General features: G+C 61.3%; 11 protein-coding genes. 6 read left to right on the forward strand and 5 right to left on the reverse strand.

Annotated elements, in window-relative coordinates; translation table 11 throughout:
* Window positions 1–190 precede the first annotated feature (190 nt).
* The 3 genes from kdgD to NE852_RS10085 all read right to left on the reverse strand — a co-directional run bounded on the left by kdgD (window position 191) and on the right by NE852_RS10085 (window position 2,903).
* Complete coding sequence (gene kdgD / locus NE852_RS10075) at window positions 191–1,117, reverse strand: 5-dehydro-4-deoxyglucarate dehydratase (RefSeq protein ID WP_008526729.1); 927 nt, start codon at window positions 1,115–1,117, stop codon at window positions 191–193.
* Window positions 1,118–1,152: 35 nt separating this feature from the next.
* Window positions 1,153–2,127: a mannonate dehydratase gene (locus NE852_RS10080; protein ID WP_008526727.1), complete on the reverse strand. Its 975-nt coding sequence runs from the start codon at window positions 2,125–2,127 to the stop codon at window positions 1,153–1,155.
* A gap of 65 nt (window positions 2,128–2,192) precedes the next feature.
* On the reverse strand, window positions 2,193–2,903 hold the full coding sequence (locus tag NE852_RS10085) for a FadR/GntR family transcriptional regulator (protein WP_008526725.1): 711 nt from the start codon (window positions 2,901–2,903) through the stop codon (window positions 2,193–2,195).
* 132 nt (window positions 2,904–3,035) lie between these two features.
* Between NE852_RS10085 and NE852_RS10090 the strand changes: the two genes are divergently transcribed.
* The 5 genes from NE852_RS10090 to NE852_RS10110 are packed head-to-tail and all read left to right on the forward strand — an operon-like array spanning window position 3,036 to window position 8,166.
* Window positions 3,036–4,631 carry an ABC transporter substrate-binding protein gene (locus NE852_RS10090; protein ID WP_008526724.1) on the forward strand — a complete coding sequence of 532 codons (1,596 nt, stop codon included), beginning with the start codon at window positions 3,036–3,038 and terminating at the stop codon, window positions 4,629–4,631.
* Window positions 4,632–4,651: 20 nt separating this feature from the next.
* Window positions 4,652–5,680 (forward strand): ABC transporter permease, encoded by a 1,029-nt coding sequence (locus tag NE852_RS10095; RefSeq protein ID WP_258156470.1) that lies wholly within the window; start codon window positions 4,652–4,654, stop codon window positions 5,678–5,680.
* Complete coding sequence (locus NE852_RS10100; protein ID WP_008526718.1) at window positions 5,677–6,579, forward strand: ABC transporter permease; 903 nt, start codon at window positions 5,677–5,679, stop codon at window positions 6,577–6,579. Before NE852_RS10095 ends, NE852_RS10100 begins: the two co-directional genes overlap by 4 nt.
* Window position 6,580: 1 nt before the next feature.
* Complete coding sequence (locus tag NE852_RS10105; RefSeq protein WP_037171454.1) at window positions 6,581–7,426, forward strand: ABC transporter ATP-binding protein; 846 nt, start codon at window positions 6,581–6,583, stop codon at window positions 7,424–7,426.
* Window positions 7,423–8,166, forward strand: a complete 744-nt coding sequence (locus NE852_RS10110) for an ABC transporter ATP-binding protein (RefSeq protein ID WP_008526716.1) — start codon at window positions 7,423–7,425, stop codon at window positions 8,164–8,166. The genes NE852_RS10105 and NE852_RS10110 overlap by 4 nt, the downstream gene beginning before the upstream one ends.
* A gap of 17 nt (window positions 8,167–8,183) precedes the next feature.
* Here NE852_RS10110 and NE852_RS10115 read toward each other — a convergent pair whose 3' ends face one another.
* The gene (locus NE852_RS10115; protein WP_037171449.1) at window positions 8,184–8,711 is read right to left on the reverse strand and encodes an NADPH-dependent FMN reductase; all 528 of its coding nucleotides are present in this window, start codon (window positions 8,709–8,711) and stop codon (window positions 8,184–8,186) included.
* Window positions 8,708–9,766, reverse strand: coding sequence for a LacI family DNA-binding transcriptional regulator (locus NE852_RS10120; RefSeq protein ID WP_258156471.1), 1,059 nt, complete (start codon window positions 9,764–9,766; stop codon window positions 8,708–8,710). The genes NE852_RS10115 and NE852_RS10120 overlap by 4 nt, the downstream gene beginning before the upstream one ends.
* 238 nt (window positions 9,767–10,004) lie before the next feature.
* Between NE852_RS10120 and NE852_RS10125 the strand changes: the two genes are divergently transcribed.
* On the forward strand, window positions 10,005–12,521 hold the full coding sequence (locus NE852_RS10125) for a hypothetical protein (RefSeq protein WP_258156472.1): 2,517 nt from the start codon (window positions 10,005–10,007) through the stop codon (window positions 12,519–12,521).
* The last annotated feature ends 9 nt before the right edge of the window (window positions 12,522–12,530 follow it).

Here is a 12,530-nt window from a genome sequence, read left to right on the forward strand (position 1 = left end):
GTCATGCTCGGGCTCGTCCCGAGCATCTGCTGCACCCGGTGCAGATCCTCGCGACAAGGTCGAGGATGATGCCGAGAAAAGCGCGAGATTCTCATTGATTCAAAGGGTTCAAGCGTTCTTCGCACATCTGAAGGGACGCGGGGGCGCGCTGCAATCCGTGGCGGCGCCCCCGCCTCTGATCTCCGACGTGTTACTCCGCCGCGATCCGTTCGACGCCGTTGGCCTGGACGATCTTCTCCAGCAGCGCCAGCTCTTCCGGGGTGAGATCCGTCAGCGGTGGGCGGACGGGGCCGGGGTTGTGGCCGAGGACACGAAGGCCAGCCTTGATGATGGAGACGGCGTATCCTCTCTTGCGGTTGCGTAAGGCGACGAAGGGGAAGAAGAAGTTCTTCAGGATCTCGTTGACGGTCGCCTGATCGCCGTCGCGCAGGGCGCTGTAGAAGCGCTGGGCAAGCGCGGGGACGAAGTTGAAAACGGCCGACGAATAGGTCGTCACGCCCGCTGCGAAATAGGCTTGAGCATAGACCTCGTGGGTCGGCATGCCGCCGACATAGACGAGACGGTCGCCGAGCAGCGTCGTGATCTCTATGACCTTGTCGACATCGCCGACGCCGTCCTTGAAACCGATCAGGTTCGGGCATTCCTCGGCGAGCCGCGCGATGCTGTCGGCCGTCAGGATGGCGTTGTCGCGGTTATAGACGATGACGCCGATGCCGACCGATTGGCAGACCGCCTTCACGTGGGCAAGGAGGCCCGCCTGTTCGGCAAACATCAGGTAGGGCGGCAGCAGCAGCAAACCGTCCGCACCGGCCTTCTCCGCCCCCTTGGCGATTTCGATCGCAAGCGACGTGCCGTAGCCGGTTCCGGAGATGATCGGCGTATCGCCAGCCGACGCCTTGGCGGCCCGGACGACTTGGGGAATCTCGGAGGGATTGAGAGAGAAGAATTCGCCGGTGCCGCCGGCGGCAAAGAGGGCAGCGGCGTCGTAACCGGCGAGCCATTCGACATGACGGCGGTATTTCGCTTCGTCGAACTTGAGCTCATCATTGAAATGCGTCACCGGAAACGAGAGCAGACCGCTGCCGACGGCCTTCTTCAATTCAGTCGGGTTCATCATGACGTCCTATTCCTTAGGTGTTGAAAATCGATCGTTCAGGCGCTCTCGAGCACCTGCAGAAGTGCCGCGATATAGCCGTAGCAAAAGGCGAATGCGGTGGCAGAAGGGTCCTTGCCGCTGACGGTCGGCACATGGTCGGGCATCAGCATGTATTTGAAGCCGACTTCCTTGTAGATCCTGGCCGAGCGGACCATGTCCATGTCGCCTTCGTCCGGGAAGGTTTCCATGAAGGAAAGCTTGCCGCCGCGAATATTGCGGAAGTGAACGTTGAAGATCTTGTCGCGTTGACCGAACCAGCGAATGACGTCGTCAATCTCTTCGCCGGGATTTTCCAGCATTTCGCCGATCGAGCCCTGGCAGAAATTGAGGCCGTGATAAGGGTTTTCGCGCATCAGCACGAACTTCTTCAGGCCTTCGACCGTGCCGAGCACGCGCGTGACACCGCGATAGCCGGGTGGAGTATAGGGATCGTGTGGATGGCAGGCGAGCCGGACGCGATTGCTCTCGGCGACAGGGACGACCCGCTCGAGGAAATAGTCAATCCGTTCCCAGTTTTCATCCTCAGAGAGAACGCCGGCAAGACCGGGTGCCGCCTGCTGGTCGGTCTTCTCCCAGCGGAAGCTGGCATTCATCGATCCGCCGCGGCCGGGTTCGTCAGGCGTGCGGGGAATGCCGATCAGGTTGAGGTTATATTTCACGGCGGGGATGCCGGCCTTCGCAACATTCTCGATCATCTTGCAGACGGCGTCGATCTGCCGGTCGCGTTCGGGGCCGGCAAGCAGGATGTCGGGATAGGAGGCCTTCTCGATCGGCTGCGAGGGCAGGGGTAGCTGGACCATGTCGAGGATCAGGCCGAAGCTCTCGACTTTGTCGCGATGGCGCTCGATATCGTCGAGCGTCCAACTGCTCGGCTTTCCCGGCGGGTCGGCGCTGATGTGCTTCACGCCCAGTTGCGCAAAGATGCGATAATCGTCGTCATCCCGCGCCGCGACCTGTGTTCCCAGATACATTCCAGTCCCTCTCAAAATTCAGCGATGTCATATGACATAATATGAATTTTGTAGAGTGTCGAGCCCTATTGCTGCTCGGCGAGCATGCGATAGCGACGCTGGCTTGCCATCATATGAGCGCGCATGGCCTGGCGAGCGCGTTCCGGATCCTGGTCCGCGATGGCAGACAGGATTTCCACGTGTTCGGCATAAACCTTTTGAAGATAGTCACGGTCATTGGCTTCCGGAAGTGTCGGAAACTGGCCTCGCGGGATGGCTCTCGGGCCGAAATGGCGCAGAACATCGACGTAGAACCGGTTGTTCGTAGCTGCCGCAATCGCCATGTGGAAGGCGTAATCAGCCTCCACGGTCTGCTGTCCCGATTCGATGAGTTGCGCCATTCTGCGGTTGGCCTCACGGATAGCCGCTTCCTGCTCGGCCGTGCGGCGATAGGCGGCGATGGCCGCCGCTTCGCCCTCGGCTGCCATGCGAAACTCCAGCAATTCCAGGGTTTCCGGAATGCTCTTGATTTCCACCGGCGTCAGCGACAGGACCGAATGGGCCTTCGGATCGGCGACGAAAACGCCTTTGCCTTGGATCGGCTTGACGAAGCCCGCCGCTCTCAGATCGGCAATGGCTTCGCGCACCACCGTGCGGCTGACCCCGAATGTCGCTTCGAGCTGCGGCTCGGTCGGCAGCTGATCGCCGACGCGCAGCTTTCCCGTTTCAATTTGCGCCCGCAACTGATCGATAACCTGCTGCGCCAGTCTTTGCCGACCCCGGCTGAGTGTTGTCATTTCCATTCCCCAATCCGCCTACCTCAAGTCGTCCGCTCGGGCCTTGCAAATCGTATCGGACTTCGCTAAATCATAATATGACATACGGACGACATAATATGTCTCTTAATAGTAGTCCAGGGAGGAGCTACAATGAAGCATTTTTCTAAAGGCTTGTTCGTCGGCGCCGTCATCGGCACACTGACGATCGCCGCGCCGCAGTTGCAGGCCGCCACGCCGAAAGATCAGTTGGTGATCGGAACTTCGCTGGCGCAGGTCCTGTCCCTCGATCCACATCAGGCGACCGAGGGGAAAGCGGTCGAGATCATGTCGAACCTCTACGACCGGCTGGTCAACAGCACACCTGATGGCAAAATCGTGCCGCAGTTGGCTGAAAGCTGGAAGGTCGACGACAAGGGCATTACTTTTACGCTGCGCCAGGCCAATTTCGCCTCCGGCAATCCGGTGACATCAAAGGATGTCGTCTATTCGCTGGGGCGACTCCTGAAGCTCGACCAAGCCGCTGCCGCCAACCTCAAGCGCATCGGGTACGACAAGACCAATGTCGACAAGCTTGTGGCGGCGATCGACGACAAGACGGTGCGCATCGATTTCTCCGGCCAAGTGACGGCCGAAATGCTGCTCTACCGGCTCACGACCTCGACCACCAGCGTGATCGACAGTGTCGAAGTGCAGAAGCATGTCGCCGACAATGACTGGGGAAATGCCTGGATGCGCACGCATTCGGCCGGCTCCGGTCCCTTCACCCTCAACCGCTGGTCGCCGAACGAACTGGTCATTCTCGACGCCAACAAGGATTATGTGGCCGGCGCTCCGAAGATGAAGCGCGTCATCGTCCGGCATGTTCCGGAGAGCCAGGTCGAGCGGCTGATGCTCGAACGCGGCGATATCGATATCGCCAGCGCGCTGACCGCATCCGATCTTGCGACCTTCAAGGACAAGCAGGGCTTTACGATCCAGCGCATTCCCACAGGCGGCTTCTACGTGCTGTCGATGAATGCCGGCAACCAGTACCTCTCCAACCCGAAGGTTCGCGAGGCAATTGCCTACGGTATCGACTACAAGGGCATCGAGAAGACGATCATGGGACCTTACGGGCGGGCGAGAAACGTTCCCGTTCCGGAGAATTTCGAATATTCGATCGCCAATCCCGATTGGCATCTCGACGTCGAAAAGTCCAAGCAGCTGTTGGCCGAGGCAGGGTTCAAGGACGGCTTCTCGCTGTCGCTGAAGACCATCGCCCAGACGCCGCGCATCGATCTTGCCACGGCGATCCAGGCATCACTCGCCCAGGTCGGCATCAAGATCGATATTCAGCAGGGTAATGGCTCGGAAATCATCGCCGCCCACCGCGCCCGCGATTTCGATCTGCTGATCCCGCAGACCAGCGCCTATATGCCGAATGTCCTCGGCTCGATGGAGCAGTTCTCCTCCAATCCGGACAACTCGAAGGAAGCCAACAATGCCGGCAACTTCGTCTGGCGCTCGGCCTGGGACATTCCCGAACTCACGGCCCTGACGGCAAAGGCATCGATGGAGCCGGACCCGAAGAAGCGCGGCGAGCTCTACGTCGAAATGCAGAAGATGTTCGTTGAGCAGAAGCCGGCGGTGCTTCCGATGTTCGAGCGTTTCGAGCCGATCGTCCTGTCAAGCAAGGTTGAGGGATATGTGGGACATCCGACACAGCTGACGCGCCTCGAGGACGTCACGAAGTCTGAAACCCAGTAATACTCCCGAGGCAGCCGATCATGAAGGAACTCTCTGTAGCCGAATTTGGCCGACGTCTGGCGCATTTGCTCGTCAGCCTGTTCATCCTCTTGTGTGTGACCTTCGTGATCGGCCGCGTCCTGCCCACGGATCCCGTCGGCGCGATCGTCGGCGAGCTTGCCGATCCGGCCGCCTATACGGCGATGCGGGCGCGCCTCGGCCTCGATCTTCCGATCTACCACCAGTTCTATCTTTACATCGTTGGGCTTGCTCACGGTGATTTCGGAACGGCCGCCCTGACCGGCAACCCGGTGTCTACCGACCTCGCCCAGGCCTTTCCGGCGACGTTCGAACTTGCAACGCTGGCAGTGATCATCTCGACATTCGTCGGTGTTCCGCTGGGGCTTGCTGCAGCCCTTTTTCGCGACAGCCTGATCGACAAGTTTGCCCGAATCATCGCCCTTGTCGGGCATTCGGTGCCGGTCTTCTGGTTCGGCATCGTCGGGCTCGTCATCTTCTATGCGGGCCTGAACTGGGTCGGCGGGCCGGGCAGGGTCGACGTGTTCTACGAAGGTCTCGTCACGCCGCAGACCGGGCTGTTGCTGATCGACAGCCTGCTGCAGGGCGAGACCGAAATCTTCTGGAATGCGCTCGGCCACATCATCCTGCCTGCCTTCATCCTGGCCTACGCCGCCATGGCCTATATCACCCGCATGACCCGCAGCTTCACGCTGGAGCAGCTGAGCCAGGACTACGTGATTGCCGCCCGCGCCAAGGGTGTCAGCCCGACCGGCACGATTTTGCGCCACGTCCTGCCGAACATCGCGGTTCAGCTGATCACCATCCTTGCCATTTCCTATGGCGGGCTTCTCGAAGGCGCTGTCGTCACCGAGATCGTCTTTTCTTGGCCGGGCATCGGCCAGTATATGACCAACGCGCTGATGATCGGCGATATGAACGCCATTGTCGCAGCCACCATCATCGTGGGATTCATCTTCATGTTCCTCAACTTCCTGGCGGACGTCGCCTACGCAGTCCTTGATCCGCGCATGAGGGAGGCAGCCCGATGAGTGATGCCATCCACAGTGAAATCCGCATCCGACCGCCAAGCGTACCGAGCCGCGTCGCTACCTCTTTTGCGCGAGCCGGCCGGAAACTGGCCGACGAGCCGCTCGGTCTTGCCGGCTTCGCCGTCCTCGGCATCCTCTGCGTGGTCGCGATCTTCGCGTCGCTTCTGGCGCCCTACGATCCGACCATTCAGGCGCTTGGTGATGCCCTGCAGCCTCCGAGCCTCGCTCATCCGGCGGGCACCGACGAATTCGGCCGGGATATCCTCAGCCGCCTCATATTCGGCACGCGCATCACCATCCAGACCGTGCTTGCGGTCTCCCTGATCGTCGGACCGATCGGGCTCCTGATCGGCGTCGTCGCCGGTTTTTTCGGCGGCAATACCGACGCCTTGCTGATGCGCGCCACCGATATCGTTCTTTCCTTCCCGTCGCTGATCCTGGCGCTCGCCTTTGCCGCCGCCCTCGGCGCGGGGCTCGGAACAGCCATCATCGCCATCTCGCTCACAGCATGGCCGCCGATTGCAAGACTTGCCCGCGCCGAGGCGCTTGTCGTGCGAAATGCGGATTACGTGGTTGCCGCCCGTCTTTACGGGGCGTCACCGATACGCATTCTTCTTCTCTATATCGCGCCGATGTGTATTCCGTCGGTCATCGTTCGCCTGACGCTCAACATGGCGGGCATCATCCTGACGGCAGCCTCGCTCGGCTTTCTCGGGCTCGGCGCCCAGCCGCCGGCACCGGAATGGGGCGCGATGATCTCCAACGGCCGCAAGTTCATGCTCGATTATTGGTGGGTCGCCGTCATGCCGGGTATCGCAATCCTGCTGACGAGCCTTGCCTTCAACATCGCCGGAGATGCTCTGCGCGACATTCTGGATCCCCGCCATGCAAGGTCATGACATGCAAGACCGTGATCTCCGGCCTGTGCTTTCAGTCAAGGACTTGAGCGTCCGTTTCGGGCGAGGGGCGGTTCCCGCCGTCTCCAACGTCAGTTTCGACGTCGGGCGCGAACGTGTCGGCATCGTCGGCGAATCGGGTTCCGGTAAGTCCACGACCGGCCGCGCCGTCATGCGCCTTCTGCCGCCGGCCGCCGTGGTTTCTGCCGAGTGCCTGGATCTGACAGGCAGTTCGCTTCTCTCGAAGACAGAGCGTCAGATGGGCGCACTTCGCGGCAAGGACATCGCGCTGATCATGCAGGATCCGCGCTATTCCCTGAACCCGGTGCTCTCGATCGGCAAGCAGATCGCGGAAGCCGCGCGCCTTCACCTCGGCCTTCGCGGCGCTCAGGCGCAGGAAGCTGTCCGGGCCATGCTGGAGCGCGTGCGCATCAGCGATCCGGAGCGGGTCACGGCGCTTTATCCTCACCAGATTTCAGGCGGCATGGGCCAGCGTGTGATGATCGCGATGATGCTGCTGGCGCGGCCGAAGCTTGTCATCGCCGACGAGCCGACCTCCGCGCTCGATGTCAGCGTCCGAAAGGACGTGCTCCTGCTGCTCGATGAGTTGGTGCGTGAGCACAATTCGGGCCTGCTCCTGATCAGCCACGACATTCGCATGGTCGCGGCATTCTGCGAGCGCATCATTGTGATGTATGCCGGTCGGATCGTCGAAACCCTGACCAGTCTTGAAGAGGCCCGCCATCCCTATACCCGCGGGCTGATATCAGCGCTGCCCGATCCGAAGAATCCGGTTCGCCGGCTTGCGGTTCTAGACAGGACGAAACTCGATCTGGAGACGGCGCAATGATCGATGTGCGTGACCTCGATGTCGCCTTCGCCTCAGGCAAGAACAGGAACCATGTCGTCAGGGGCATCAGCTTTCAGGTCAACCCTGGCGAAACACTCGGCATCGTCGGTGAGTCCGGATGCGGCAAATCGACGGTGCTGCGCTGCCTCGCCGGGATGGAGAGTGGCTGGACGGGCCAGATCGAGCTCGGCGGAAAGCCGATCGGAAAGAAGCGTTCCCGCGAGGAACTGACCATCGCCCAGATGGTGTTTCAAGACCCTTACGGATCTCTGCATCCTCGTCATCGTATCGGCACCGCATTGGCCGAGCCCCTGCGCGCCATGCGCCATTCCGATATCTGGTCGAAGGTTGAAAGAGCCTTGATCCAGGTGGGCTTGCCGGCGAGTTTTGCAACTCGCTTTCCGCACGAGCTTTCCGGCGGTCAGAGGCAGCGTGTAGCGATCGCCCGCGCGCTCATCCTGTCACCGCCGATCCTGTTGCTCGACGAGCCGACATCGGCGCTCGATGTCTCGGTCCAGGCTGAAATCCTGAACCTGCTTGCCGACCAACGAGAGGAGAAAGGACTGACCTATCTGCTCGTCAGTCACGACCTCGCGGTGATCGCCCATATGTGCGACCGGGTGCTGATCATGAAGAACGGCGGTTTCGTGGACGAACTCTCCAAAGAGGATCTGCAGACCGGCACGACGCATGACGCTTATGCGCGGGAGCTGTTCGAGGCGAGTTTCATGGAAGCTTGACGGATCGAGCTGCTACATCAGGCCGCTTCGCAATAGCTTGCGAAAGCGTCGAGGAACTGGCGCATCTCATTCTGGTGCCGAGGCTCCGAAAGCTGCTCGGAGATCTCGTTCGGCGAAAGCTTCATCAAAGGAATCCGAAGGAAGAGATCTTCGTTGAACCGATCGCTGAGTGTCGCGAGAACGACGCGAAGCTGGCGCAGCATGTCATCTCCTCTATGGGAGGCGTGCGCAAGCACGATCGGTTTGCCGATCACCTCGTGACGCGAGACGAGCCAGTCGATGGCGTTCTTCAGCCCGCCGGGGATTGACCTGATATATTCGGGACTAGCCAGGATCAGTCCATCCGCATCCGCAATGGCTTCTGCAAGCGCCGCCACTTCGAGCGGCGGCTCCGACTCCAGATCGGGAGAAAAGACCGGAAGTTCACCGATGCGATCGTAGACCGAGACCATATGTGTCGGGCCGGCAACCGACTGAAGAGCATATAGCATGGCCGTGTTGGTAGAGGCTCTGCGAGCACTTCCGGATATTGCCAGGAATTTCATGGTGTTGGCCTAACCTCCGGCTTTAGGCGGCTGATGGCGGCAACGCTGCCCCTTTCGACCAGATGGCAGGAGAGCTCGACCCGCCGCCGCGGCATCGCAAGGCCGAGCATCATGTCGCGCAGCAGATCGAGCGCGGTGGCGCCGAGTTCTCGCATTGGAATATGCACCGTCGACAGCGGCGGATTGAGAAAGGCCGATTGCGGCAGGTCGTCTATGCCCATGACGGAGATATCATGCGGCACAGCGTAACCCATCGCCTGCAATCCGCGCACGGCGCCGTCGGCAAGGCTATCGCCGGCCGTCAGGATGGCGGTGAAAAACAGCCCCTTCTGGCGAACGAGCCGGATAATCGCCTCGGCGCCGAGATCCGGCAGCCAGTCGTCGACCTCGAGCACCAGATCGGCATCGGCTTTCAGCCGGTGATGCTGCAGCGCGTCGCGCCATCCCTCCAGACGCCGCTCGATCGTCCGTCGCCCCGGGCGCAGCATGAACAGGATGCGTTCGTGACCGGCTTCGATCAGCCGCTCCGCGGCGATGAAGGCGGCCGAACGGTTGCAAGGCGTCACGCTTGAAAGCCGCATATAGGGATCGTCGCTGTTGACGAGCACTACGGGCTTTCCGAGATCGGCGGCTGCGGCAAGCATATCCTCCTCGTCGACAGTCAGGATCAGCATGCCGCCGAAGCTTGCATCATCACGCATCTCGGCAACGACACGCGCTTCATCCGCCCGATCGGCGACGGGGCGCATCGCCACCTCGATGCCGAGAGCGGCCGCCCGCGCATTCAATCCTTCGAGAACGTAGAGCGTGAACTGATTGCGGACATAATCGATCATTGCCGCGCCAGAGGCGACCAGCATGACCTTCTTGCCCGCAACGCTTGCCGGCAGGGCGTAACTGACAGCGCTTGCCGTTTCCAGCACCAGCTTGCGGATTTCGGGCCTCACACCCTTTTCGCCGGCGAGCGCCCGCGACACGGTGCTGATCGAAACGCCGCATCTGGCGGCGATGTCATCGAGGCGCGTGCGCCTGCCTTTTTTCTGCTCCGCTGCCATCGCGTCTCCTCGCTCCCTCTTCCTTTATGCAAAAATCTTTCAGATTGCGCAAATGGAATGCCTATGCACAATTGCCGCGAGGAGTCCGCAACAAAGCAGGGAGGCTGAAGATGCGGCTTGACGGGCAGTCAAAACGCCGGCGTTTCGCCCGGATTCTGAAGGTTTGCGCATGATGCCGAAACGTGTCAGCGATCTTCGGACGACATTATGCTCCCACTGTTCCAACGCGGGCTGAAGCATGGCAGCCGAGCAGCAATCCTATATCCGTCGCGCAACTGCGAAGAACAGCCCGATCGTCTACTGGCAGCTCTCCAGCCTGTGGCAGGAACGCTATGACGTCGCCGACCGTCCGATGGAAGGCAGAATGGATCCCTTCTTCTTCGTCACCAAGACGAAGAATTTCATTCCGCATGAATATCCCTGCCGCACCGAGTTCAAGAGATCCTTCTCCGGCCGCCGGCCGAAGCCGGCTGCCGGGTTCGAAGCCACCCGCTGGTGGCTTCCGTTCGGGTCACCGCGGGTCGATCTGTCCGGCTTCTGGTTTCGCCCGACGCGCATCGGCTGCTGGGCGCGCACCTTCCTCGATGCCCGCTCGGCGGGACGTGCGACGCTCCGGCTGTCGACTTGCGGCGGCGCGATCCTCTTTGTTAACGGCCGCGAGCAGGGCTTCGTGGCGCCATACGAGCGCAATCTCGAAGCCCAGCAAGTCTTCGAGGTCGAGCTGTCTGCGGGCCTCAACGAAATCCGCGTCTATTTCGACGATCTCGCCGAGCGCGACGCGCGTTTCTATTTGCAGCTGGATTATCTCGAAGGGCCTGAAGTCGAAACATCAGTTCCCGTTCCCGTGGCGGCCGGTGATACGGACGCGCTGGAGACGATCCTCGAAGGGATGAGGTTCGACCGTACCGCTTATTTCGGCGAGGATGTCACGATCCTTTTTCCCAAGCCGCTGCCGGTATCGCTGACCTGCCATGTCGAGATCGAAGGGGACTTCATGTCGACCGAACGTTTCGATTTTGATTTCGAGCTGGAGAAAGGGGCGACGAAGCTTGATCTTGGCACCTCGGAGCGGATGCCGGCAGATTTCCGTCATTTCCGGATCGCATTAAGGGCCGGCGAGTTTTCTGTCGGCCGCACGCTCGGCGTCGAAGTTTGTCATCCCCAGGGAGAAGCGCCTGCCGCGCTGGATGACCGCGTCGCCGAGGCGCTTGCCGAGGTCGCAGCACATTCCGAGCCCGACACGGTCTGCGCATTTGCGCGCCTGGCGCTGGGGCAGGGCGGCGAGGAAACCGAGGCAATGATCTCGGCCATGCTGCCCGTTATCGAGGATTGCCACGACTGCGCTGATTTCGTGCTGGTGCCGCTGCTCTTTGCCTATACGCGCTGGAGCGATCTACTGTCGCCGGCGCTGCGGGGAAGGATCGAGCACGCCGTTCTCAACTACCGCTACTGGATGGATGAGCCCGGCAACGACGTCCAGTGGTATTTCTCGGAGAACCACGCGCTTCTTTTCCATACGGCCGCCTATCTCGGCGGAAGGCTTTTCCCCGATGCCGTCTTCGTTCGTTCCGGCCGCAGCGGCGCCGAACAGATGCAGGTCGGCGAGGCGCGTGTCCGCGCCTGGCTTGATCATTTCGAGCACTGGGAAATGGCCGAGTGGAATTCCGTTCCCTATTTCCCGATCGACCTCAAAGGCCTGACGACGCTTGCCGCCTGCGCGCCGGATGAGACGATCCGCGCTCGCGCGAGCGCCAGCATCGTCCGCCTGATGGAGATCGTCGCACGCTCGGCCCATCACGGCATGCTGACCGGCAGCCAGGGCCGCTCCTACGAACATACGCTGCGCCCCGGCCGCTCGGTCGAGCTGTCTGCAATTGCCCGGCTGCTCTGGGGCCGCGGCTGGTACGGCAGGCGCGTCCACGCTCTGCCGCAGCTTGCTGTCTGCATCCGCGACCACGGCCTGCGTTTCCCCGAGGCGCTTGCCGACATCGCCATGCACCAATCCGATGATGCGCAGGAATGGGCCTTTTCCCAAGGCGAGAACCGCTTCGCCGCCCTCTATCATTACAAGACGCGCGATACCGCGCTCGGCACGATTGCGCATTATCGCCCCGGCGCCTGGGGTTATCAGGAAACGGTACTGCACCTGCGCCTCGGCGACCAGCCGGAAGCGCAGATCTGGATCAACCATCCTGGGGAAACCATTCAGTTCGGCTACGGCCGGCCGAGCCTTTGGGGCGGCTGTGGAACGTTGCCGCGCGTGCACCAATATCGGGATCTGGCGATCCTCGATTTTGATATCCATGAGGGCCAGCCGGATTTCACCCATGCATGGTTTCCGGTCGAGGCCTTCGATGAAACCGCAGTTGACGACAACTTGGCGCTTGCCCGCTCGGGCAGCGGTCTGGCGATGCTGATCGGCAGCGGAGAATTGACGCCGGTGAAGAATGGTCCGACCGCCGGTATGGAACTACAGCTGGCCGGTCGAAAAAGCCGCTGGATCGTCCGTCTCTCGGATCTCAAGCGCGAGGGCGGTCTTGACGGCATGCAGTCGCGTTTCGGCAGGCTCTCGGCTCGCCGGGACAGCGAGGGCGCGTTGCTCGTCGTCGATCCCGATTATGGCCAGGTCGTCTTCGAAGAGGACGGCACGGTGCGCGCGGAAGGCCGTATTCTTCGTCCCTCGGACTGGTCGGTGCAGGGGGACGCGGTACATCTCAAGATACCGGGCAGGCTGTCTCGGCGCGCGGCCTCATAAATGTGGTGT

Origin of the sequence: Rhizobium sp. Pop5 (assembly GCF_024721175.1) — a bacterium.
GTDB lineage: Bacteria > Pseudomonadota > Alphaproteobacteria > Rhizobiales > Rhizobiaceae > Rhizobium.